This window comes from Acetobacteroides hydrogenigenes (genome assembly GCF_004340205.1).
Taxonomy (GTDB): domain Bacteria; phylum Bacteroidota; class Bacteroidia; order Bacteroidales; family ZOR0009; genus Acetobacteroides; species Acetobacteroides hydrogenigenes.
The window spans coordinates 126,655-150,661 of sequence record NZ_SLWB01000009.1 but is presented as its reverse complement, the minus strand read 5'-3'; the positions used below and the strand labels follow the sequence as shown (position 1 = coordinate 150,661).

Annotated in this window: 22 protein-coding genes; 5 read left to right on the top strand and 17 right to left on the bottom strand. The window is 45.5% G+C overall.

What is annotated here, in order from left to right; translation table 11 throughout:
- Positions 1 to 594: 594 nt before the first annotated feature.
- The 3 genes from CLV25_RS10475 to CLV25_RS10465 all read right to left on the bottom strand — a co-directional run bounded on the left by CLV25_RS10475 (position 595) and on the right by CLV25_RS10465 (position 3,290).
- Positions 595 to 975, bottom strand: coding sequence for a helix-turn-helix domain-containing protein (locus CLV25_RS10475; protein ID WP_131839599.1), 381 nt, complete (start codon positions 973 to 975; stop codon positions 595 to 597).
- 778 nt (positions 976 to 1,753) lie between these two features.
- Positions 1,754 to 2,845: a glutaminyl-peptide cyclotransferase gene (locus tag CLV25_RS10470; protein ID WP_131839598.1), complete on the bottom strand. Its 1,092-nt coding sequence runs from the start codon at positions 2,843 to 2,845 to the stop codon at positions 1,754 to 1,756.
- Between the two features lie 4 nt (positions 2,846 to 2,849).
- On the bottom strand, positions 2,850 to 3,290 hold the full coding sequence (locus CLV25_RS10465; RefSeq protein WP_317129320.1) for a hypothetical protein: 441 nt from the start codon (positions 3,288 to 3,290) through the stop codon (positions 2,850 to 2,852).
- A gap of 240 nt (positions 3,291 to 3,530) precedes the next feature.
- On the opposite strand from CLV25_RS10465, the gene CLV25_RS10460 reads away from it, so the two are divergent.
- Positions 3,531 to 4,364 (top strand): CDP-alcohol phosphatidyltransferase family protein, encoded by an 834-nt coding sequence (locus tag CLV25_RS10460; RefSeq protein ID WP_165877060.1) that lies wholly within the window; start codon positions 3,531 to 3,533, stop codon positions 4,362 to 4,364.
- On the opposite strand, the gene CLV25_RS10455 is transcribed toward CLV25_RS10460, so the two are convergent.
- Positions 4,353 to 4,847 carry a YkgJ family cysteine cluster protein gene (locus CLV25_RS10455; RefSeq protein WP_131839597.1) on the bottom strand — a complete coding sequence of 165 codons (495 nt, stop codon included), beginning with the start codon at positions 4,845 to 4,847 and terminating at the stop codon, positions 4,353 to 4,355. The two genes, CLV25_RS10460 and CLV25_RS10455, sit on opposite strands and share 12 nt — an antisense overlap.
- Positions 4,848 to 5,168: 321 nt before the next feature.
- Here CLV25_RS10455 and CLV25_RS10450 point away from each other — a divergent pair, with 321 nt between their 5' ends.
- A complete protein-coding gene (locus tag CLV25_RS10450) occupies positions 5,169 to 5,870 on the top strand; it encodes a Crp/Fnr family transcriptional regulator (protein WP_131839596.1) in 702 nt (233 codons plus the stop codon).
- A 37-nt stretch (positions 5,871 to 5,907) separates the two neighbouring features.
- Here the strand turns inward: CLV25_RS10450 and CLV25_RS10445 are convergent, their stop codons facing one another.
- The gene (locus tag CLV25_RS10445; RefSeq protein WP_131839595.1) at positions 5,908 to 8,370 is read right to left on the bottom strand and encodes a bifunctional UDP-N-acetylmuramoyl-tripeptide:D-alanyl-D-alanine ligase/alanine racemase; all 2,463 of its coding nucleotides are present in this window, start codon (positions 8,368 to 8,370) and stop codon (positions 5,908 to 5,910) included.
- A 303-nt stretch (positions 8,371 to 8,673) separates the two neighbouring features.
- Positions 8,674 to 9,261 (bottom strand): thymidine kinase, encoded by a 588-nt coding sequence (locus tag CLV25_RS10440; RefSeq protein WP_131839594.1) that lies wholly within the window; start codon positions 9,259 to 9,261, stop codon positions 8,674 to 8,676.
- A 69-nt stretch (positions 9,262 to 9,330) separates the two neighbouring features.
- Between CLV25_RS10440 and CLV25_RS10435 the strand changes: the two genes are divergently transcribed.
- Together CLV25_RS10435 and rsmI are read left to right on the top strand one after the other, a co-directional pair.
- Positions 9,331 to 10,242: a hypothetical protein gene (locus tag CLV25_RS10435; RefSeq protein WP_131839593.1), complete on the top strand. Its 912-nt coding sequence runs from the start codon at positions 9,331 to 9,333 to the stop codon at positions 10,240 to 10,242.
- Between the two features lie 240 nt (positions 10,243 to 10,482).
- Positions 10,483 to 11,229 (top strand): 16S rRNA (cytidine(1402)-2'-O)-methyltransferase, encoded by a 747-nt coding sequence (rsmI, locus tag CLV25_RS10430; protein WP_131839592.1) that lies wholly within the window; start codon positions 10,483 to 10,485, stop codon positions 11,227 to 11,229.
- A 154-nt stretch (positions 11,230 to 11,383) separates the two neighbouring features.
- On the opposite strand, the gene CLV25_RS10425 is transcribed toward rsmI, so the two are convergent.
- From CLV25_RS10425 to CLV25_RS10400, 6 genes are all read right to left on the bottom strand, one after another.
- The gene (locus CLV25_RS10425) at positions 11,384 to 13,240 is read right to left on the bottom strand and encodes an ATP-binding protein (protein WP_131839591.1); all 1,857 of its coding nucleotides are present in this window, start codon (positions 13,238 to 13,240) and stop codon (positions 11,384 to 11,386) included.
- Positions 13,237 to 14,493, bottom strand: coding sequence for a DNA cytosine methyltransferase (locus tag CLV25_RS10420; protein ID WP_131839590.1), 1,257 nt, complete (start codon positions 14,491 to 14,493; stop codon positions 13,237 to 13,239). Before CLV25_RS10420 ends, CLV25_RS10425 begins: the two co-directional genes overlap by 4 nt.
- A 632-nt stretch (positions 14,494 to 15,125) precedes the next feature.
- Positions 15,126 to 15,593: a hypothetical protein gene (locus tag CLV25_RS10415; protein WP_131839589.1), complete on the bottom strand. Its 468-nt coding sequence runs from the start codon at positions 15,591 to 15,593 to the stop codon at positions 15,126 to 15,128.
- A 117-nt stretch (positions 15,594 to 15,710) separates the two neighbouring features.
- Entirely contained in the window at positions 15,711 to 16,484 is a 774-nt protein-coding gene (locus tag CLV25_RS10410; protein WP_131839588.1) for an EI24 domain-containing protein, read from the bottom strand.
- Between the two features lie 186 nt (positions 16,485 to 16,670).
- Positions 16,671 to 16,868, bottom strand: a complete 198-nt coding sequence (locus CLV25_RS10405; protein WP_131839587.1) for a CDGSH iron-sulfur domain-containing protein — start codon at positions 16,866 to 16,868, stop codon at positions 16,671 to 16,673.
- 174 nt (positions 16,869 to 17,042) lie between these two features.
- On the bottom strand, positions 17,043 to 17,531 hold the full coding sequence (locus CLV25_RS10400; RefSeq protein ID WP_131839586.1) for a (4Fe-4S)-binding protein: 489 nt from the start codon (positions 17,529 to 17,531) through the stop codon (positions 17,043 to 17,045).
- Positions 17,532 to 17,667: 136 nt separating this feature from the next.
- Here CLV25_RS10400 and CLV25_RS10395 point away from each other — a divergent pair, with 136 nt between their 5' ends.
- Positions 17,668 to 18,267 carry a DUF4294 domain-containing protein gene (locus CLV25_RS10395; RefSeq protein WP_131839585.1) on the top strand — a complete coding sequence of 200 codons (600 nt, stop codon included), beginning with the start codon at positions 17,668 to 17,670 and terminating at the stop codon, positions 18,265 to 18,267.
- A gap of 114 nt (positions 18,268 to 18,381) precedes the next feature.
- On the opposite strand, the gene CLV25_RS10390 is transcribed toward CLV25_RS10395, so the two are convergent.
- The 5 genes from CLV25_RS10390 to CLV25_RS10370 all read right to left on the bottom strand — a co-directional run bounded on the left by CLV25_RS10390 (position 18,382) and on the right by CLV25_RS10370 (position 23,969).
- Positions 18,382 to 18,795 carry an acyl-CoA thioesterase gene (locus CLV25_RS10390; protein WP_131839584.1) on the bottom strand — a complete coding sequence of 138 codons (414 nt, stop codon included), beginning with the start codon at positions 18,793 to 18,795 and terminating at the stop codon, positions 18,382 to 18,384.
- A gap of 18 nt (positions 18,796 to 18,813) precedes the next feature.
- A complete protein-coding gene (locus CLV25_RS10385; RefSeq protein ID WP_131839583.1) occupies positions 18,814 to 20,136 on the bottom strand; it encodes a YeiH family protein in 1,323 nt (440 codons plus the stop codon).
- Positions 20,137 to 20,280: 144 nt separating this feature from the next.
- Positions 20,281 to 23,091, bottom strand: a complete 2,811-nt coding sequence (locus tag CLV25_RS10380; protein ID WP_131839582.1) for a M16 family metallopeptidase — start codon at positions 23,089 to 23,091, stop codon at positions 20,281 to 20,283.
- A gap of 36 nt (positions 23,092 to 23,127) precedes the next feature.
- A complete protein-coding gene (locus CLV25_RS10375) occupies positions 23,128 to 23,334 on the bottom strand; it encodes a helix-turn-helix domain-containing protein (protein WP_131839581.1) in 207 nt (68 codons plus the stop codon).
- A gap of 2 nt (positions 23,335 to 23,336) precedes the next feature.
- Positions 23,337 to 23,969 carry a DUF2975 domain-containing protein gene (locus tag CLV25_RS10370; RefSeq protein ID WP_131839580.1) on the bottom strand — a complete coding sequence of 211 codons (633 nt, stop codon included), beginning with the start codon at positions 23,967 to 23,969 and terminating at the stop codon, positions 23,337 to 23,339.
- Positions 23,970 to 24,007: the final 38 nt, after the last annotated feature.

The window sequence follows — 24,007 nt, the reverse complement described above, 5'->3', positions numbered from 1 at the left end:
TTGCTATTCTCACGTCTTCTTTTCTGATTAATGGTCGCAAACTTACCGAATCATGGTAAATTTCACTGGCCATTCCTGTGCTGCAAACATACGAGGCTAAGCCCCATGTATTCTTCTTTCGCCACGAAGTGGCAGCATATACTAGCCTAAGGCAGCGCCCATAGCCGTCAAACTAAGGATTTTGTTCAACGCTTAAATGCATAATCAAGGCAGTTTATCCCCTCCTCGGGAGGGGCAATGCCGTTAAGTTAAGGAAAAACTTTTCCTCGGAGTGTCATCCCGTGCTTGTCACGGGATCTAAAGACTGCCCGAAGGGCCTTTTTTTAGAATCTATTGGATTCTAGTTTAGATTCCGGGACAAGCCCGGAACCGAGCAACGCGAGTTCGGCGTAGCCAATGACAGCCTTGATTGAGCGAATCTCTTAACTTAACGACATTGCACGGTAGGGGTAGGGTGGGTTAAGGACGCTAGATGAAGTGAAAAATGTTGATATAGACGAACAAACCCACCCGCCCAAGCGGGAGAATAACGTGCTGCTATTGGGCGTTTATTCTTTAGATTTTGGCTTAGCCTGAAGGCTAGGAGCAGCACTCCTACTCCTCCTTCGCCAAAGCCACCCCCTTCTCCTGCTTCTTCCCAAACCGCTCCTTGATAATCTCCTTCAGCTCCAGCTGCTCGTCGTAGCTCAGCTTCATCACCATATCGTCGATGAACAGCTCCTCCTTCATGCGCAGCTGCTGTAGCGGAACATCCCGCTCGGCATCCGCAGCGCTGGGAACCCACTCCAGCAGGTCGTTGGGCGTGCATCCAAACTTCAGGCACATGCGCTCCAGCTCCTGAAGCCGCACAATTCGTGCCGTCTGAAATATAATCCGGTGAATGGTTGTGTCCTTGTAGCCCATCTGGGCGAGAAACTTTCGGGGTTGGCGCACCCCCGCAGCCGTAAAAATTCTTTTCAGATTTAGGTAAAGCATAGCGTATCGTTTTTAGGGTGGTTCGTTTAGCCGTGGCTCCCTCTGCCGCTAGAGCTAGCCCAAAGGAGACCGCGCATTTCTAATGCTCTAATCTATAAAATAGTTTGATAGGTTGTAGCTGGCGGTACAAAAATTCCGCACCAGCCTCCACTAGTAGGCGGATGGCATCCCCAAGTTTTGCCCCTATGGTTCTCTCTAGGCAGATGTCATCCCGTATCGGCGTGCGCGTATCCTTTAGTAGTAGCAGAAATCGAATAAGAAGGATAGTATGGTTTTTAATAAGCAGATAGTGCTTTATAACCAGCCGATATATATTTATAACTATTCGATAGATGTCCTTAACAGGTAGGTGATATTTTATAACCAATCGATTACCATCTTTTACAAGTCACTGGATGCTTATAGCTAAGTGGAAGATTTTTACAAGAAGGTGGTGTTGGTTTTCCACAAGGCGATGCCGGTTTTTTATGAAGCAGCAAATATTTTTTACTACGTGATGTTGTTTTATAAGTAGGAGTATGCGTTCTTTTAGTAGTAGAATGTTGCCCATATAGAGGATGTTCGACTTTAGAAAAGGAGACGTGACGCTATAAGGCTATCATCGGTAGGCGTATAAAAAGCGCAGGTGCCAAAGCATTTGTCGGGTGTCTCCCCAAACCCCTGCTCCGGCACCTGCGACCTTGTGCTCTTCTACCAAACCTAGCCTCTAAAGTCTAGTGTCTAATATCTTGTGTCTTGATACATGATACATGATACGTGTATCGTGCGTTGTGATACGTTACTTCTTCACCACCTTTACCTCAAACAGCTTCGGCCAGTTCTTCCCCGTAACGTATACCTTGCCGGTGGCCTTGTGGTAGGCAATGCCGTTAAGAACGTCTGTGGTTTCCGAGTAATCCTCCCTAGAAAGTAGGTTGCTAAAGTCGATATATCCCAACACTTTCCCGGTCTCTGGGTCTATACGGGCAACCTTATCCGCTTGGTAGATGTTGGCCCACAGCTCGCCGTCGATGTACTCCAGCTCGTTAATGTACTCTACGGCACCAACGTTGTCGTATACCTCAATGCGGCCTTTTTCGGTAAGGTTTGCCGGATCAACTATGCGAATGGCCCTGGTGCCATCGCTTTGGTAGAGCACCTTTCCGTCGGTGGTCAAGCCCCATCCCTCTCCGGCATAGGTAAACTCGCCAATTCGCTCAAGTGTGCCCTTCTTGTAGATAAATCCGCGCTGCTCCTGCCACGAAAGCTGGTAGATCTTGTCGCCTAGGATGGCAATGCCCTCGCCAAATACCTGATCGGGTAGGGGGGCGTTCTTTACCACTTGTCCACTTTTAAGATCGACAATACGCAGATCCGAAATACCGCGTTGGCCCGTTCCCTCGTAGAGCGTGTTTCCGTCGAAGGCCAAGCCTTGCGTGTAGGCGCGGGTGTCGTGAGGGTAGGTGGCAACCACGGTGTAGCGGTAGCTGGCAGGCTTAATGGCCGACTTAATGTTTAGGGAGAGGTATCTTTCGGCAGCAACCGTTCCTCCTTTGTAGGCCTCAATCACGATGCGCTGGCGGCCCATCTTCAAGCCGTTGGTGGCAATCGTTGCCGAGGTCTGAAGGCCTTTCTGGAAGGGCTTTTCGTTTAGCGTTAGCACAATGGAGTCTGGGTTTTCAGCCTCTTTGGGAAGGGTAAAGCTGAGCTTGATTGCGTCTCCCTCCTTTACCATGTCGCCATCTTTGTAGCGGGCTACTTCAATTTGGGGAACTGCTTTGATTTCTGTTTCGCTGGCAGAAGCTTCCTCCTTTTTGGATTCTCCGCTGCAGGCTACAAGCAAGAGCGATATCAGCGCTGCGTAAACCATGGGTTGGTATTTGCTGGTCATTGGTCTAAAATAGGAAAAATCGTTTTCTCTTTATGGGTGCTACTTCGTCGGGAAAGATCATTTGGAATGTCTCTCCCCAGCCCTGAAATGGGGGGATGCCTCTGTCGTCGATGTAGTACCGTGCATCAACCTTTCGGGACCATTCGGTAACGCCGGCCTCTTCGGGATGATTTTGGTTTACGGCGTAGAATTCTACCCCATTTCGCCTACAAAACTCAACTGCCTCGTCGAGCAGCTCACCTTCTCGGCATGTCCACAGTATTAGGACGCATCCTTTCTTCTGGAATGCCTTTAGCGTTTCGAAGGCAAATGGTAGCGGTTTCCCTATTTTGGGGTACTTGTTTTCGACGATTGTTCCATCAAAATCTACTGCAATCCTGTACATTGTATGCGCGATGGTGGTTCTGTTAGGTAGGGTAAAGGTAGTATGTTTGGTAAATTCCACAAAAAGTTCTTACCGATACCTTTTGAGGGGGGCTTTGGCAAAATGTCTTGTAACATTTGCTAAAGGCAGATGCCATTTTTCGCATATACTTGCTCCTAGATGCTACGAGTGACGCTAAATGGGGTATGGCATAGTTAAATAATCTAATTTTTAAGGTTCGTCAAAGTTCGATATAAGGGTTTCAGAACGCGCATAAGGAATTTAATTTACTTTTGCTCCCCTAAGCAACACACTATTATAATGAACCAATCGGGTTTGATTAAGAATATACCAAATAGCTTTACGTCGTTTAATCTTATCTCGGGATGTATCGCAATTGGACTTGCATTTCATGGAATGCTTTCGTACGCTGGCTACTTTATACTGATTGCGGCAGTTTTTGATTTCTTTGATGGGATGGTGGCCCGAGCGCTGAAGGTTCATTCGGAAATTGGGAAAGAGCTCGATTCGCTAGCTGATGTGGTGAGCTTTGGTGTTGCTCCATGCTTTATACTGCTGCAGCTTATGGCTAGCTCGTTGATGCCAAATGATGTTTTCCTCGGTTTCTTCGAAACGTTCTCTAGCAACGAAATACCTCCGCTTACCAAGATATTTGTTTACCGCAACGTTGTTGGCTTTGGTTTCTGGACCTACTTCTTCCTTGCAGTACCGTTGCTTGTTGCGGTTTTCTCGGCAATTCGTTTGGCTAAGTTCAATGTTGATACCCGTCAGACTACCTCGTTTATTGGCTTGCCTACTCCGGCCAATGCAATCTTCATAATGTCGCTAGGCTTTATATCCGAAAATGCAGCCAATCCAGGTATTCAGGGCATCATACTTCATCCGATGACATTATTGTTTGTGTCGGTTATCTCGGCCTATCTTTTGGTTTGCGAAATGCCCATGTTTGCACTAAAGTTTAAGAACTTTTCCCTTAGGGATAATGCCCTTAAGTATGGTTTTATCGCGGCCTCAATTCTGCTGTTGGCTTTCTTTAGGCTATATGCGCTACCAATGGTAATCCTTCTTTACATTGGCGTATCGTTTGGGGTATGGATTATTGCCCTTCTGAAATCTGATGGGCTAAAGTACTAGCCTTTGTTGCAGACGTTCTACCATTAGGGCAACCGCTGGGCATACAAATACATTTTTATAGGTCAGGTTCAAAATCTGGTGCATGTTTACCCTGTCGGTATGCGGGTACTCTCGGCACGCGCGTGGGCGTGACTCGTAGATGCAGCAGTAGTTATCCGACATAAGGAAAGGACATGGCGCTTGTTGGTAAACGTAGTCGTTGTCGTTGTCGAGGTAGAGGTGCTGCTCCACAACTTGCGATGGCTTCATGCGAAGGTGCTTTGCCATTCGCGATATATCGTTATCGGTAATTATTGGGCTAATGGTAGAGCAGCATCCGGCGCAATCTAGGCAGTTTACCTCCTCAAAAACCTCTTCGTGGATGTCGTGAAAAAGTTTGTCTAAATTTTTTACCTTTTTGGACTTGAGCTTGCTGAAAAAATCTTTAATCCTATTTTGGTTGTCTTTTGCTCTCGCTAGTATTGATAAAAGCTCTGGTGTCATTTTGTGGCACTAATTTTGGCGCAAAGAAATAAAATCCCTGAATATCTTCTACATATTGCTCCATAAAATGCCCTAAAGTAGAGATACTCCTTGCCTATCGCTCTGTTTCTTGAGACAAAAAGAATTTTACAAGATTTAGTGTATGTTAAAATGAACTAAATGTTGATTTTTAGTTTTTTATGAGATGTTTCTTTGCTAATATTGGGCCAAAATAATGTTTTACAGCAGATTTTTAAGAAAAAATTGCCTTTGCAGTGAGCCATAGGGCAATGTCTGCTTAAAGTTACTAACGGGTTTTAAGGTTTAAAGTTAGGTTTGAACATGAGACATCACGAAATTGACCCCAGTGCTTATATCGAGAATGTCTATGGCGTTTTTACCCATCTTTCTGATGAAGACAAGGAGGAGATAAAGGCCCATACGACTTGGCATCGCTTCAAGAAGAGCGAGCTTATTTTTAAGGAGGGTGATAAGCCTACGGGTCTCATTGTTTTGGTTGCTGGAAAGGTAAAGCTCTTTAAGGAAGGCGTTGGAGGGCGTGAGCAAATTATCCGAATGGCAAAGCCATATAGCATGATTGGTTATCGTGCGCTTTTTGCCGACGAAAACTATATCTCCTCTGTTCAGGCCATCGAGGAAAGCGTGATTTGCGTTATCGACAAGGTTACGCTTTACAAGATTATGCGTTCGAATATCGAACTGACGCTTGCGCTGCTTAAGGTAGTTGCTTCGGAGTTGGGCTTCTCTAACAATCGAACGGTTACGTTGACTCAGAAACATATTCGTGGTCGCCTTGCCGAGTCGTTGGTGTTCCTGAAGCAGACGTATGGATTCGAGGATGACGGAGGTACGCTTAAGGTTTACCTTTCGCGTGAAGATTTGGCGAGTCTCTCGAATATGACAACTTCAAATGCCATCCGAACCTTATCTAGCTTTGCTGCCGAGGATATCATCCATCTCGATGGGCGTCGGATAAAGATTCTGGATTTGAAAAAGCTGGAACGAATTAGCGATTTAGGATAAAAAATAAAGAGGCCTCCTTAAGGAGGCCTCTTTATTTTTATTCCTGAATGTAGATGCGCTTAACGCGCCTTGATATTCCTGTGAGTATTTCGTAGGGGATGGTTCCTATCCACGATGCTATATCCATTATAGTTGGATTCTCTCCGAAAATAGTGACCTCATCTCCTTCGTGAGCGTCAATATCTGTAATGTCGATCATGCAGGTGTCCATGCAGATATTACCGATAATTGGAGCCAGCTTCCCTTTCACCATTATCTTTCCGACACCGTTGCTGAGCCTTCTGTTTAAGCCATCAGCGTATCCAATTGGAATGGTGGCAATGCGCTTGGGCGTTTCCACTTTGCCCTTTCGTCCGTAACCTACCGATTCGTGTGGGGGGATGTCCTTAGTTTGAACAATTGTAGAGCGTAGGGTGCTTACCATTTCGAGCTTTGGCTGGTTGGCTGCACTTACTCCGTAAAGTCCAATCCCTAATCGTACCATATCGAACTCTGCGCTTGGGAATCGTTCTATACCTGCCGAGTTGAGGATATGGCGGTTGATATGGTACCCCAGCTTATCGATTATTCGAGATGAGAGCCGGCTAAAGAGGGAAATCTGCTGGTTGGTGAAGTCATCGTGAATAGCCTCGTCGCTTGCGGCAAGGTGCGAGAAGATGCTCGATATCTTAAGCTGCTCGTCATCCTTTAGGAAGGCAATTAGCTCGTCGATGTCTTCTTCGATGAAGCCCAATCGGTGCATTCCGGTGTCGAGCTTTACGTGGATTGGGTAGCAGGTTACGCCAGCCCTGACAGCTGCATCCCTAAAGCGGGTGAGGGCAGTTTTGCTGTATATCTCAGGCTCTAGGTTATAGCTAATCATGAGGTCGAACGAGCCGGGTTCGGCGTTAAGCACGATGATTGGCATGGTGATGCCCGCCTCGCGTAGCTCCACACCCTCGTCGGCAAAGGCTACGGCAAGGTAATCGACCCGTTGGTACTGTAGCATGCTGGCAATCTCGTAGAAGCCGCTGCCGTACGAGAATGCCTTAACCATAGCCACAAACTTGGTGGTAGGCTTAACCAGCGAGCGGAAGTAGTTAAGGTTATTCACCAGCGCATTGAGGTTGATCTCTAGTACTGTTTGGTGAATTTGGCGCTCGAGCTGGCGCGATATGCGCTCGAACTGGAAGCTACGGCTTCCTTTTAAAAGGATCGCCTCGTTGGCAAAATCCTCCTTGTGGTAGGAGTGCAGAAAATCGTCGGTGCTGGTGAAGAAGCGCTTCTCAATACCCGTAAATTGCGCCTCGTTTGCGCTAATGGCGGTCCCGATGCCGATGATCTTGTCAACCTGCTTTTCTTTAACCAGCCTAGCTACCTCGCTGTAGAGTTCCTGGTTGCTCTTGCCGCTCTGGAAGATATCCGAAAGTATAAGCGTTCGCTTGCTAAACTTCTGGTTGTTGAGCAGGTTTAGCGCGATGGTTAGCGAGCTGATGTCGGAGTTGTAGCTGTCGTTGATGATGGTACAGTTGTTTATACCCTCCTTTTGCTCGAGGCGCATGGCTACAGGAATGAGCTTCTTTACGCGTTCCTCGATTAACTCTGGAGTAAAGCCAAGAACGAGCAGCAGCGAGATGCTGTGCATGGCATTTTCCACCGAGGCGTCATCGGTAAAAGGTATTTCTGCAGTGAAGGTCTCTTGCGCGTAGCTAAGAGTTAGCATTGTATGCGCTGCAACCTCCTTCTTTAAAATGGTGAGCGACGCATCCTTTGATGTTCCCCAGGTGAATAGCTGCTTTCCTTTTAGTGGAATGTTGTGCACCTCCTCGTTGATAAGGCTATTGTCGATTTGGTAGATAATTACCTTAGAGTGCTCGAAGAGGATCATCTTTTCCTGGAGCTTCTGCCGTAGCGTGTTGAAGTTCTCCTGATGTGCAGCGCCGATGTTGGTGATGATGCCGATGTCAGGAATCAGTATATGCTCAAGGCGGTGCATCTCGGAGGGTTTGGATATGCCTGCCTCGAAGATGGCCACATCGTTTTCGGGGCTCATAAGCCATACCGAGAGCGGAACGCCTACCTGCGAGTTGTAGCTGCGCGGGCTGCGTACAACCTTCTTCTCGCCATGCATTAGCTGCGTGGCCCACTCCTTTACCACCGTTTTGCCGTTACTGCCGGTAATGCCTACCACGGGGTAGCTAAAGCGCCTACGGTGGAAAGCGGCTAGCGACTGCAGAGCATCTAGCGTATTTTCGACAAAGATGAAGTTGGCATCGGCAAACTTGCTGAAGTCGGGGAGCGCCTTCTGTACGGCCACAAAGCTGCGGATACCCTTTTGGTAAAGATCTGCAATAAACTTATGCCCATCGTGGTGAATGCCCTGAATGGCAAAGAAGATGGAATCGTTGGGAGATGCTGCGCTTCGGCTATCTATGATAAGATGGCTTACGCTGACATCCGGATTGCCCATTAGCTTGCCGCTAACGGCAAGGGCGATATCCTTTAACGTGTAATTTTGCATGGCGTTCTTAGTATCAAGTGTCGGGATACAAGCGTTTCGTATCAAGTATCACGGCACAAGTATCACGATTATGTTCTGCAAGCGTTTAATCTCTATATGGCTAGAAGCTAAACGGGAATAGACGGAAACTATACCGAAGTTAAACGGAAGAATTTGGGAACTAAAGAAGTTGGAGAAGTCGAGTAGTTGCTGATGAATTATGCAGCGTTAATTTTGTGATGAAAGAACTCTGTGACCTCTGTATCTCCGTGCCTCTGTGTTGACCATCTAACGTCGACCATCTAATGTCAAATATCTAACGTCTTACTGCTTCGAATCGTTGTTTGCCTTGTTGAAGCAGGAGCGGCAGAGCGGCTCGTAGGAGTCTTTTTCGCCCAAAACCACCAGCTTGTCGTTTACAACGGTTCTATGCGAATACTGAGCTAAGTTACCGCATTTCATGCAAACGGCATGAACTTTTGTGACATATTCTGCCGTTGCCATTAGCGCGGGGATTGGCCCAAAGGGATTTCCCTTGTAGTCCATGTCCAGCCCGGCAACTATTACGCGGATGCCTTGGTTGGCGAGGCTGTTGCAAACATCTACAAGCCCCATATCGAAGAATTGAGCCTCGTCGATGCCTACAACATCAACATCGCCGCAAAGGAGGAGGATGTTGCCCGAGTTCGATACAGGGGTAGAGCGGATGGCGTTCGAATCGTGCGATACGACCTCGTTGGTGGAGTAGCGGACGTCAACCTCCGGCTTGAAGATCTCTACGCGCTGGTTGGCAAACTGTGCTCGCTTTAGCCTGCGGATAAGCTCCTCGGTCTTACCCGAGAACATGGAGCCACAAACAACCTCTATCCAACCTTTTGATGCCCTACCGTTTAACGATTTTTCCAGAAACATATTCTATGAATGCATTTAATATGACTACATTTACAAAAGTATTATTTTTTAGTCCTTTTTATCGAATTAATGGCACATACACCGAAGAACTTACCAACAATTTCATCCGAGCTAAAGCAGCTCGTTGAGCTTGTGACCGAATGGGAGAGTAACCGTCAAATTCCAGATATTGAGCGAGAAATTGCCTTAGATAAGCTCAAGGCGCTTTACGCTCAGCTTAAAAATATTTCGACAGCACCTGTTGATAACTTTACGGCAAGCCACGAATCTAGCGTGGCCTCGAGCAGCACCAACCTTAGGGGTGTTTTTTACGAGATACAGGACGAGGAGCCCCAAAAGGCTGCGCCTGCCCCTGCCGTTAAACCTCAGCCATCTTCGGATTTGGAGGGGCTGGTGGTGCCAGACTTTCAGCCGCTGGCCGGGCGCACAAAGGAGGTGGAGGAGCAGCCTAGGCTTACCACCGAAGAGGCCATCCCAATTCTTGAATCGATATCGAGCCTTGCCGGAGCCATAAACAGCAGCGCAAAGGCCGCAGAAATGAAGTTCGACTTTGAGCTGCTACCCCTTGAGGAGGAAAAGCCGGTGGCGGAGGTGGAGCATAAGCCTGCCCCTGCCGTAGAGCCCCAAAAGGTGGAAGAGAAGCATCATAAGGCCGACCAGCGTCTTGCCGATAAGTTTGAGGGGCAACGAACCTTCCTAAACGAGGTAATATCGACAAATAGGCAAGCTGATTTGGCCTCGAAGCTCCAGCACAACCACATTGCCGATCTCCGAAAGGCCATCAGCTTTAACGATAAGTTCTTCCTCATTAAGGAGCTCTTTAAGGGTGATGCCCATGCCTATGAGGATACCATCGCCAAGCTCAACGGGCTCGAATCGCTCGACCAGGCCCTAATCTACATCCAGGAGAACCATAGCTGGGATGCCTCGTCGGAGGCCGCCAACCTGCTCGTAGATTTGCTACAGAGGAAGTTCGTCTAGGTAGAAGTTAAACGGAATTTATTCGGAAGTTAAACCGGAGTTAGACGGAAGAATCGCTACAACGATCATTCAACGTAGATTATCACCTCCCTTGGATGGGCAGGGGTGGGTTTTAAAAGCTGCCGATGTAAAAAGCATCGATGCTGTCGAGAGCTACTCCTGTCAGAATTTTAAACTCTGACAGGGATGCCGTCTAAATCTAACGTCTAGCATCTAATATCTAAAAATCGGAACCATTTCATGTCTAAGCTCTACATTGTTCCAACGCCCATTGGCAATCTCGAGGATATGACCCTGCGGGCCATCAACGTGCTGAAAAGCGTCAACGTAATACTTGCCGAGGATACCCGCAAGTCGGCCATCCTGCTTAAGCACTTCAGCATACAGGCAAAGCTGCAGAGCCACCATAAGTTTAACGAGCACAAAACCGTCGATATGGTAGCCGACCTTATCGGTGCCGGACAGTCGGTTGCCCTGATTTCGGATGCCGGTACGCCGGGCATCTCCGATCCTGGCTTTCTGCTGGTGCGCACCTGCCTAGAGCGCGACATCGATGTGGAGTGCCTGCCCGGCGCAACGGCCTTTGTGCCCGCGCTGGTAAACAGCGGTCTGCCCTGCGATAAGTTCGTGTTCGAGGGATTCCTACCCCAGAAGAAGGGCCGCCAAACCCGGCTCGAGAAGATGGCTACCGAGGATCGCACCATTGTCTTCTACGAGTCGCCCCACCGCCTGGTAAAGACGCTCACCCAGCTGGCCGAGTTCATGGGCCCCGACCGCAAGGCCTCCGTATCGCGAGAGCTCACCAAGCTCTACGAGGAGAACGCCCGCGGAACCTTGGCCGAGCTCATCGCCCACTTCAGCGCTAAGGAGGTAAAGGGCGAAATCGTCATCATCGTGGAGGGGCTAACCCAAAAGGAGACCAAGAAGAAGAACAAGTACCGCAACGACGAGGACGAGGAGTTCGACTCGGACGAGTGGGTGGAGTAGGATGAAAAACGAAAAGTGAAAAATGAAAAATAGAAATGCCGACCTGTGTATGGGGCGGCATTTTTTATTTTTGATTCTTATATCTGATGGCGATGAAAATATGGCAAGTTTAATTCACAACAATGTAGGTTATACTATGCAGTGCATAATTGTTTTAACTGTTGTAAATTTTATATGCTTCAATAAATTCCTTATGATATTCTTTTGATTGTTCTAATAGTTCTATATATGTCTTTACAAAAACTTCCCCTGATTGAAAATAAGTTTTTTCTTTTGATCTAAATTTGAAATCTTCAGATTTTTTTGAACCACCCACAATGTAACACACAACTCTTGAAAAGCCAGTATGAGAAGCATATTTTTCTTTTAAAAAAGCTCCATATTCGTACGCTTGTTCTAGTGCTTTTTCATCTACTTTGTAAGTGCTTCTTTTTATTTCTATAACATAAAGAATTTCACCTAAAGCGTTACTGCATAAAAAGTCAATTCTTCGATCTTTTTCATCGAGAGATTCATCAGGGTAGGATTCTTTTAGTAGTTTGGAATATTTTACTTCATCTTTAAATTCCAGTATTCTAGGGTCTAAAAGCCATGAAAATTTTTTTAAAAAGTTATGTAATGTTGGGACTTCATTGGTGTCTGTATCTATGTATTCTTCAAATTGTTTGATTACCTCAATTCGAGAATATGCCAAATCTCTAAATTGCTTTGATTCGATTGATTTCCATTCGTCCATTAGATTTAGTAAATTTGGTATATCTTCTGGTCTTGAAATTTCTGCAATTTTTGAAGCGTAATCTTTAAATGTTTTATTGTCGAATTTGTCAATTACATTTCCAATTATCTGGCTTGATTCGTCAATATCAATATTTGAATTTTCAAGGATTGGATAAATTATTTTATTGCTTAAATCTCTTTCATATGATGGTAGTTTATTTTGCCATTCTTGAATGTCTAAATCTTTAGTGTCTTTTATAGATTCTCTTTTTATATTGGCTCTTTTAATTTTCCATTCAGAACCAATTTTTTTAATTACTTTTTGTATGTAATCTTGCAGGTCTTTTGTTTTTTCATGTTCCCAATTTAGCGAATGACGATCAGTTGAGATCACATCTTCGTCAAATTCATCGATGAAATCAACTTCTAAGTATCCAGTAACATAACTGTGAAATTGATCGTTATCTCTCGCTCCATAAAATTCTGCAATATTTACTATCTTACCTCTAGAGGTTAAAAATATACCTCTCATTTCAGTATCTTTTACAGGTGTTTCTAATGTATATATATGTCCATTTACATTGTTCCAATATTCATAATTATTATCGTATTTATCGTCGGGAAATTTCCATTCAAATTGAATGTTTAATTCTTTAAACTTTAATTCATTTGTAATAGTGGTGTTTAATTCTCCATTGAAATAGAAATCGGTGTTCATTCTATCAAATATTAAAAACTTTTTTGATAGACCTAAAGCAATTTTATCTAATTCAAATGATGATTTTCTTTTTATCTCTTTGAGTAATAATGTTGTTCCATTGTTCTCGTCAGTTGCTTCGTTTTTTACTATTATTTGTGGAGAGTATGATTGTTCTTTGCTTTTTCTAATTTCCGAGATGTTCATAATAAAATGGTTTTTTAAACCATCTTTTATTGAAATTACTTCAATAATATTGCAAATCCCAAAAACAGATAACTTCCCAAGGCCTTTTTTTCCTATAACCTTGCGTCCTTTTTTAGTTAGTTCTGAATCAGTTGATTTTCTACGGTTTCTACCAATAACTAAATATTTATTTTGAAGTTCTTCATATAGCATCCCTTCTCCATCATCTGAATATGATATTTCTTTGGTGTTTCCTTTATCAATGAAATCAATTTTAATATTATCCGCATCTGCATCCCATGAATTAGATACTAGTTCGGAAAGTACACTTGGTAGTTTTGAATAAAGGGAAATGCCTAGGTGTTCAATAGTGTTAGGGTCAAATTTTAGTACTAAAGTGTCGTCATTCATAATAGGTCTATTATTTTTGTTGCAATTTTTTCTGCCATTAGAGGGGGAACAGCATTTCCTATTTGTTTAAATGCAGCAGTCCTACTTGGTTTTTCCGTAACACCTTCAAAGTAGTAATCGTCGGGGAAAGATTGGAGACGTGCTGCTTCTCGTGGTGTTATCGATCTGTTTTGCTTAATGTCTGGGTGAATATAGTAATGCCCATCTTTACATATATGGGCAACAATGGTCTGTGAATGGTTAAGGTCGCCAGCAACTACCTTAAACCTATCGGTAAAAGACTTTACATTATTATGCGACTTTAAATAGCTTGGTAAATCATTATAGTTTAATCTCTCATGATTCTTATTCCATTTCTGAACGGCAATTTTATAGATCTCCTTATCCTGTTCCGCATTGGGCCTTGCTATATGTAGTGTAGTAAAGTCTAAGCCATTTCGTATATGGGCATCGAATAGGTAGTTCCCGTTATAGGGCTTATACTTGGTTTCAAAGAAGCTGCCTGCGCCAGCATCTAGCTCGGGAAGGTCTTTAAATATTTCGGATACGGTTACGTCTAGATTAATCTTTTCGAATTCTGGGTAGAAGCCCTCTTCTCCATTTCTTTTCCCAATAATGATAATTCTGCGCCTATTCTGTAGTACTCCAAAATCCTTTGCCTCTAAAACACGATACTCTGCTCGATATCCTTTTTCTGCAAAAAGCGCTAGCATCATATCAAGGTATCGAACTCCTTTTGGCGTTTTGGCTGAACGTAAGCCAATAACATTTTCAAAAACAAAAAATCGGGGGTGATAGTACTCTAAATATTTAGCATACTCAACAAATAAGAAGTTTCTTGAGTCGCCAACCATTTTGTTCTCGTCTCTTGATCTTCCTGCCACAGAATAGGCTTGGCATGGAGGTCCACCGACTATGAGGTCGATCTCCGCTTGATTTTTTGCTTCTCTTAGGTTATCTATTCTTTCGAAGATTGTTCGATTTGTATCATTGCCAATAGGTGTATTTATAACAGATTCTATTTCTATTTGGGGTACTAATGCATAAAGTTCTGTTCTTGTTATCTTATTCTTCAGATAATTGATATACGGTGTTAAATTGTTTTCTCTTCTAAAGTAGTGGAATGCAGCCCTTGTCCTTAAAGTGTTACATGCAGCCTTATCTATTTCCACGTGAGCAATAGGGGTAAAACCAGCACGTATAAAACCTTCTGATAGTCCGCCGGCTCCTGAAAATAAATCTATAAAATTCATAAATGTCAGTTTTCTAAAAGAAACTATTCTTTACTTTTTGGGTTCACAGTAAGAACTCGTGATTCAATTTGTAATATCATCAATTGAAAACTATTGTAATTAGTTTGCAGTTAATAGTTCTGTTATAAACTAATCTTAGTTTACTTGCTTGAAGACCTCTCAAAAATAGTTATAAAACTAAAATAGGATTCTTTTTGTCCTAATAATTTTAATTCTGAGTTTACTCTATGTAATGATGTATTGGGTTGATATTTAATAGTATGATATGTTTAAGACCACTCAAAAACCGAGAAAAAAGTCGTTTCAAACTATAAAAAAGTACCTAGAAACTATCTTTTTATAGTTCTTACCGACTAATTAGTAGTTTCAAACTACTTTTAAATAGTTTCGAACTATTAAAAGGTCGCGTAAAAGTATTTTTAAATAGTTAGAAAGTACTTTTATCTACTTTCTAACTCCTAATTAGTCTCTTCAAAATATCTTTTAATACTTTGAAGGGACTTTTAAGTACTTTCAAAGTATTAAAAAGTACCATTGAAGGTATTTCTTTATACTTCCGTATCAGGGGGAAATAGCAAAAGAGGTTCTTCTGAACCTCTTTGTACATCGTGTGAAGGAGCCCTAAGCCTTTACTATTTTGCGGCTTCTTTTTTTACAGGACGTCCAGCAAAACGGGCTCTTAGCTCATCGTAAATAGTTTGAGCACCAGGGGCACCGCGTTTGGCGGCTTCCTTAACCGAACTGTAGTACGATAGCGCAGCCTCCATAGCCTCGTTACCTGCCTGAATGGCGGTATCGGTAATGGCATTAGAAAGAAGGGTGTTCAATCTTAGCATGGTGTAAAGATCGTTCCATAGCTTAAAGTCCTTCTTTAACTCGGCAACATTAATGTAGCTGGGTAGGTATTCGGGATGTGAATCAACGTACTCAACTACTTTAGAAACGAAGGTGTAGGTTTTGTCACCAATGCGAAGTCCGCTGTTGCGCTCTTCTTCCGTTAAGCTAATCAGCCAAGGATACTTGGCCTTAATGGCCTCCATGTCCTTCTTAAACTCGGCCATCATTGCCTCGGTAACCTCGGCACTTACTTTGTTGGTCATCGTTAAAATAATTTTTAGTTAATAAAAATAACATAACGACATCAAAATTAGCAGATGTTGCTAAATATGGCATATTATGGAGCACATAAAAGCTAATTAATAGAAAATAGATAAATTTTATGGCTCGCTCTTTTCTACGATCTCAGTAGCCGCAATGGTGGCGGCCGCCACCGAGAGGATCGACACGAACCCGGCCAGCGCAAAGCCGATAAAGGGGATGGTGGTAAGCAGCATGTACACCGAGCCTAGGCCGATGGCCGTGCCCTTGTGGTGCCCCACCGCGGCAATGCTCTGGCGAACGGTGTAGCGGTGCCGCTCCAGCGTGTAGTCCATAAACGCGAAGCCGTAGAAGTAGGCCGCAACGACAAACAGGAAGGGTGGCACCAGAAATCCAACGAGGGGTATCAGCCCCACAAAGAACGATGCAACGGTGATGCCTACCTCTACCGTGAGGTTACGTAGGGCTATGCGGATGCCGCGCAGGATATCGCTCAGGAACTCGCCCAAGCGAAAGGGGTAGTCGCGGCCCGTTAGGTGGCCGTCTACCTTCTCCGATACGTAGGCCAGCACGGGCGATAGGAGGATCAGCAGCAGGGTGCCCCCAACGTACACCATGATGAAGAAGAGCGACAGCCATACGAAGAAGGCCGCCAGCGTGCGTACCGAGCTGGCCAGCCAGCTGTCGCCGATCGAGAAGGGGATGGCCTCGCGAACCCAGTCGGTGGCCAGGTTGGTTAGCTGGGTGGCTAGGCTGCCGCCCAAAAATAGGTTGAGCACAAGGATAAGAGCCGGAAAGATGAATACCCAGCTTAGCCCGCAGGCCGAGATAACGCTAAGCGATCGGCCATAGCCGCGAAAAGCCAAGCTAAGCCCTCTGAAAAAATGACGCATATGGTTAGGTTAGGTTTACGTGATCCGAAAGATACGGATTATATGCTTTAGATGGATGGCGGGAGGTGGATTTGGTGAGACTCCCCTCCTTGAAAAGGAGGGGAATACGCCCTTGGCGACCTTAGCTTATGATTCGATCTGCTTTTAACGAGCTTGCTTATGTTTATATCAATGTAGGTGATCAGGCTACTTCTTATGCGTCCCGTCGCAGAGCGGCATGTTCTGCGAGCGGCCACAGCCGCAAATCTTAATCAGGTTGTTTTCTACAGCGAGCTTGGCTCCGCTGGCATCTATAAGCTCGAATCGGCCTTCGATGTGAATGGGCCCCCTTCCGGTTATGGTAACGGTGGCGGCTGGTTCGGCGGTTTTCTTTTGATCTTCCATGAGATATTAGACTTTAGACGTTAGATATTAGATTTGCTTGAGGTACTTGGGGCATTACTGTTTGGCTAAGGATGTGTACTTCCTACTATTGCCTAATAGAGGCGCATTATCCTCCCGCAAAGGCGGGAGGTAGGGGTAGGTTAAGACATTATCACCACTTGCTGCTCCCTCGCCTCAACCCTCGAACCCTGCCTTAAAGTGGCTGCCATCGCAGAAGGGGAGGCTTCCGCTTTGGCCGCAGCGGCAGATCGAGGCCATCTGTAGGCGTTTCATCTCGTTGCCATCGGGGCCTATCATTCTAAATGAACCCGTAATCAGCAGTGGTCCGTTGCGCATAACCTTAACCTCGGCGGGCTTATCCTCGTGCTTTACCCCGGCAAACTCCTGTTGGATGCCCTTCATGTCCTTCTCAACCTTTTCCGAGGTCTCGGTGTCGTTCTTTGCCCCATCGTTCCAGCTAAAGGTAAGGGCGCGGGTTGGGCAGCGGTTCACGATATCGATAATGGCCTCGGTAGAAGCACCGCTCATGTTAACCCAAGGCCGCTTTTGCGGGTTGAACACCGATAGCAGCTCGGTGAAGCAGATGGAGGCATGTACGCATTCCGTTGGGCGCCAGTACACGGTTATCTCATCGTTGGAGTACTTTCGCTTATTCTTATCCATGATGCTTTTTGTTGTTAGATGGAGTTTGCCTTACGGTGAGCCCCAAATTACTTAACAATTGCTATTTTTACAACGGATCTAAGGCTTATTCTTACCTTTGCAACATTTTGTAGTAAGATGGCGTAAACAAAGTGCTATGGTAAAAAGATTCGTTTGTATAGTGCTGCTAGTGGCAATGGTGCTATGCGTAAAGCAATCGCTTGCGCAAGATCCGTTTACCATACCCAACAAGGTGGTGGTAGAGGGCGATACGCTGAATAACTTTACGATAAGCAAGATATACGTTTTCCCTTGGCATAAGTTTAAAAAGCCGCGCGACGAGGCCAAGTATCGTCGGCTGGTGTACAACCTAAAGAAGGTTTACCCCTACGCCATAATGGCCCGTAATATGCTGATGAGCATGGAGGCCGATGTTGCCAAGATTAAGGGCAAGAAGGATCGCGAAAAGTACATCAAGGAGGCCGAGAAGAGGCTTCGTGACGAGTTCGAAGAGCCGCTAAAGCGCCTTACCATTTCGCAGGGCCGATTGCTGCTAAAGCTAATCGATAGGGAAACTGGGCGAACATCCTACAGCATCGTAAAGGAGCTTCGGGGATCGTTCTCGGCATTCTGCTGGCAGTCGCTGGCAAGGCTTTTTGGCTCGAACCTCAAGTCGAGCTTCGATGCCGAAGGCGATGATAAGTACCTGAATAGGCTAATCCTTATGTACGAAAACGGCCAGCTGTACGATGTGTAGCGCTTTAGGTTATTGCTAAAGCAGAAGGATTTGTACGAACGACGATGTGGAAACCAACTATAAACGAAAAAAGGTGAGCAGCAGTGCTCACCTTTTTTTGTTCTATACTATTTGCTACTCGAAGCTATAGCCTTTCGCCCGCAAAGCCTCCTCTACGATGGAGGGGGCAATAGGTCGGCCATTCTTGGTGAGCACCGCAAAAACCTTTGCCTTAATGGCCAACTTGCCATCGTCTTTTTTTACGATGTCCTGGTTGAAGACAAAACGAAGGTTGCCCTCCTTGCGCATGGTTAGCCTAACAATAAAATGGTCGTCGGGGCGGAGCGACTGCTTGTAGTCCATCTCTACCCGTATTACAACAGCATCGATACCATCGTTGTGCAGCTGCGCAAAGTTGAGCCCAATTTCGTGTAGAAACTTGTGCCTACAGTGCTCTAGGTAGTTCTGGTAAACGGCGTTGTTTACAATTCCCTGTAGGTCGCACTCGTAGTCGCGCACCTGCATCTCCAGCTCAAAAACTTGTTCCATAATCTTGCTCGATATGCGTTATAGGGTAACGCTGTTAAATAGCACGTAGGCTACAATCAGCGTAATTATCACGTTAACGAATTGGGCTAGCAGGAATGCGTAGAATGGCTTGCGGTTTTCCTGGGTAAATACGTCGGCAAATCGGGTTTCTAAACCAATGCACACAAAGGCCAAGCTAAACCAAATGGTTTGGTATCCCTTAATGGTGCTGCCCACCTTGGCAACGGTGTCGGCCGAGAGGACGAACGAGAATAGCAGCGAGGCTATGATAAAGCCGATAACAAACTTAGGGAAGCGCTGCCAGATAACCTTAGCGGTTGGCTTCTCTACCGAAACGCTTTGGTTGGAGTACGACCAGTAGATGGAGATGGCAAAGGCGGCAACGCCCAGCAGTACGTTTTGTGCCGATTTAATGATTACGGCAACATCCTTAGCCTTGTCGCCAATAATGGTTCCCGATGCTACTACCGCACCTGTTGTGTCGATGGTTCCGCCAATCCATGCTCCGGCAACCTCCTGCGATAGGCCAAGCCATTGGGCAAGGTAGGGCATAAAGAGCATCATGGGGATAGCCACAACCAGCACCAGCGAGATTACGTAGGATAGCTTTTTGTTGTCGCCGTTTATTGCTCCGTTGGTGGCAATCGCCGCAGAGACGCCACATATCGAAACGCTGCTGGCAAGTAGGATGGAGGTCTCGCTGTCGATTTTCATCTTTCGGGATATCCAAAAGGCCATATACCAAACGCTCATAACGACAACCAGCGCCTGAATCATGCCTAGCGAGCCCGCTTTCATGATGCTGTTGAAGAGGACGGTGGTGCCGAGCATTATTAGGCCAATCTTAATGTAGTATTCGCTCTGAATGGCCGGCTTCATCCATTCCGGAAGCTTAAATAGGTTTCCGATTACCAGACCGATTATTACCGAAAAGAATACGGTTTCGAGGCTAAGCGACTTCATGGTGGTGTGCGCCGCAAAGACTTGGGCTATTATGGCCAGCACGAATACCACAAGAAACGAAAGCACAAACTTTCTCTTTTGCTTCTGCATTATCCAAGGAGCCAAAAAGGCAAACAGCATGAAGAAAAGGCAGAAGTAGATAAGGCTGTAAAAGTTGTTGGTGGTAAAAAACTTGTCGAAAAAGTCGGCTGCAAACCACTGCTCCTTCGAGCTGTAAAATACGGGTAGCTTGGGGATGATGGTGTTGATCTTTGATACAACGCCTTCGCCAAGAAGCGATGGCATAATACGTTCGAAAAGAAGCGTAATTCCAATGATTGCGAAGCCGGATATTACGGCAGTCCAATCTTCTGTAATGGCTTTTCTGAGTTTGTTCATGCTTTTTACGATTTCAATCCACCAAAAATAGCACTTTTTACGAACTACCTCCTTTTTGCCCGTAAAAGTAGAAATGTAAAGCCCCGAGGGTATCTCTACGGTCGGGGCTTCTCCTAATTAATTGTATGAAAAGTAACTAATATCCTACTTTTTTTCTACACCTTTCATGATTACATCAACCATGTTCTTTTGGGTGAATAGCTTTGCCGCAAAGTTCTTGATATCGGCAGTGGTTATGGCCTTAATTTTGGCATCGTAGCCATTTTGGCCGTCAATGTTCCAGGTGTAGTAGTTGTCGATGGCATTCATCCAATGGCGGTTGCTGCGCTGCGCCTCGGTGTAGCTCTTCAGCATGTACTCCTTCACCTTGTTGAGGTTCTCTTCGCTTGGTCCTTGTGCTGCAATTTCGTCTAAGCCCTGCTTAATTTTTGCAAGGAGCTTGTCGATAAGCTTTGGATCGGTGTCGAAGTAGATGTTGAAGGAGAAGTTACCGTATGGGTAGTTGTCTATGCTTCCGTTGGTAGATACGCCGTAGGTGCCGCCCTCTTCTTCGCGGATTGTTTTGGTGTAAACAATGTCCATGATTTGGTCGAGCATGCTCATCATTATCTTGTTGTCGATGGTAAAGTCTATTTTACCGGTATAAAGGTTGAATACGCTAGCTTTTGGCGTCTTCATTTCCTTTTCGAAGATGTTTTTATACTCGCCCTTGCGTGGATACATCTTCACATCGCGGAAGTCTTCCTTCTTGGCGTTGCCTGGAAGCGATGCAATGTACTGCTCAACCATTGGCTTAAGCGTGTTTACGTCGAAGTTGCCCACGAAGGTAAAGGTGAAGTCGCCCATGTTGGCAAAACGCTGCTTGTAGATCTCCATGATGCGGTTGTAGTCTACCTTGTCTACCATATCGGCTTTCATGCGCTGTGCGCGAGGGCTCTTGCCGTAAACGGCTGCGGTTATAGAGTCGCTAAAGGCCGTCATTGGCTCGGCTTCCCTGTTGATAAGCATCGACTTGGTACGGCTAACGTACGACTGGAATGCTTCGTTATCCATACGAGGAGCGGTTACGGTTAGGTAGAGAAGCTGCATCATGGCCTCTAGGTCTTTTGGAGCGCAGTAGCCGTTTAGGCTCTCGGTTTTTGTTCCTATTGATGCGTAGGCGCCTGCTTTCTTTCCTGCAAGCATCTTAGGAAGATCGGTAGCGCTAAAGTTGGCCAATCCGCCAAGCGATATTACCGAGTTGATCGCTTTAATGTTGATGGCATCCTTATCGTCAATCAGCGAGTTGCCCCCTTTTGAGGTTGCGGTAAATATAATCTCATCCTCCTTGAAGTCGGTCTTCTTTACGAATACCTTAGCACCGTTCGAAAGGGTCCAAATGGTTTCGCCAAACTTGGTTCCGGTCTCTTCCTTGGTTATCTTACCTGGCTTAGGAAGGCTAGCAATAAGTGGCTCGTTCGAAACCTTGTCGACGTAAGCAGTTACGTTCTCGGTACGGGCCTTGTTAAAGATGCTTACTGCCTCTTCTTTGGTTGGGTAGGTTAAGCCATCCTTTTTAGGACCATTAATGGCAATTACAACGTTCTTTTCGCCGATAATCTCTGCTGCAAACTTGTTGATCTGCTCAACAGGAATGGCCTTGGCTATTTGTTGGTAAAGCTGGTATTCTGTGTCGATTCCAGGGATTGGAGTCTCCTCTAGGAAGCTATCAATATACTTGTTTACGTAGTAGTCGTTCTTTTGCTTCTCGCGGTTCTTAAACTCATTCTCCATGTAGTTTAGGAAGTTTGCCTTTGCTCTCTCGTATTCGGTTGGGGTGAATCCGAATTTGCGTACGCGCTCGGTCTCGTTGCTAACAACGGAAAGGGCGGCATTTACGGTGCCCTCCTTGGCAACTGCGTATGTCGAGAAGGCATTCTTGGTATTGGAAACAAAGAAGTTTCCATCGCCACATCCGGCATAGGCAAATGGAGCGTTAGCTTTTTGTCTGATTTCCTCCAAGCGGTCGTAGAGCATGCTTTGTACAACGTTGCTCATGTAGCTATTAACCAGGCTTGCTGCTGTTGGACGGAACTCCTTAGGCATTAGATCGCGCTTGTAGAATACCCTAATTGTGGTTTGGGTAGCCTCGGGGTCGGTGGCGATGCTTACGATAGGCGCATCGTTGTCCATTACGGGGTATATGGTACGCTCGGCAGGGTTAACGGGTTTTGCGATATCGGCGAACATGGTCTTTAGCTTTGCCTCAACCTTATCAACGTCGATGTCGCCTACAATAACGATGCCCTGAAGGTCTGGACGATACCATTTCTTGTAGTAGTCCTTCAGCTCTTGGTACTTGAAGGTGTTGATTACATCAATAAGACCAATTGGCAGACGGTTGGCGTACTGGCTACCGGCAAATATTTCGGGTAGCATCTGCTCGAACATGCGCATCTGTGCATTGGTACGGGTTCTCCACTCCTCGCGGATAACCCCGCGCTCGTTGTCGATTTCCTTATCCTCTAGAGATATGAAGCTCGACCAGTCGTGAAGGACAAGCATACAGCTGTCTACAATGCTTTCCCTGCTAACAGGTACGTTTGTAATATTGTAAACGGTTTGGTCGTACGCGGTATAGGCATTTAGGTTTGCGCCGAACTTAACCCCAATTTTTTCGAGGTAGTTAAGCATGCTTTTACCGGGAAAGTTCTTTGAGCCGTTGAAGGCCATGTGCTCTAGGAAGTGCGCTAATCCTCGTTGGTTTTCCTCTTCGAGAATGGAGCCCACCTTTTGAGCAATGTAGAAGTCTGCCTGTCCTTTTGGCTCCGCATTGTGACGGATGTAGTAGGTTAGGCCGTTGTCTAGCTTGCCTACACGTACCTTTGGATCGGTAGGTAGAGGCGGCATCTGTTGTGCCAGTACCGGTAGGCTGAGTAACGCTACCAGTAAGAAAAACAAGGTGATTTTTTTCATAAGAAAGCTTGTTAGTTAATAATAAAGGCTATTTAATTACTCAGATTGATATTCTAGGATATCTGCCGGTTGGCAGTCGAGCACCTTGCAAAGTGCCTCTAGGGTGCTAAAGCGAATAGCTTTAGCCTTACCCGTTTTAAGAATGGAAAGGTTTGCCTGTGTTATGCCAACCTTTTCGGCTAGGTCGCCAAGCGATATCTTTCGCTTAGCCATAATAACATCTAGGTTTACAACTATTGGCATGGCTAAATGGTTAGCTCCTGTTCTTCGCGCATTCGGTTGGCCACAACCAGAATCTCCGCAAATACCAGCATTATTAGCCCAACTATAATTTGGGTGTACGATATATCGGCAACCATTTCGTACCCTTTTACCTGCATAACCGATTTCAGGTAGTGAAGATCGATATACTGCATGGCAATGTATAGCAGCTCTTTTGCAATCAGAAGTATTCCAATAGATCTAAAGCGTAGTATATTTTCGACGGTGAGCAAACTTCCCCGGCTGAGCGAGTTGGTAATCCTCCAGATGAGCACAATCATCCATATAATGATTACGAGCGCTAGGAGTACCACCACCGCATCGGTAACTATTTTGCTTATGGGCATTGGGCTGTTGTGTAGGGCAACGCTTGCCTCCGAGATGGTGACAAATGCCTCCGAGCCGTTGTTGGTTGTGGCTTGGATCTCCTTAAGATCGGTTGTTGGATGCAGCGAAACAAAGAATAGGTCGATGGAAACGTTCTTTTTCTCGCTGGTCTCGGCCGAGTGCCAGCCCTCGCTAAATCCTTGAATAAAACCATCCGAAAAAGAAAAGATGAGCAGCAGCGCAATAATCACGTTAAGAACCCGTACCCGTATGAGCAGATTTTTATCCATAAGAAGCTATAGTTTTACCAAAATGCGATAGGGTAAAT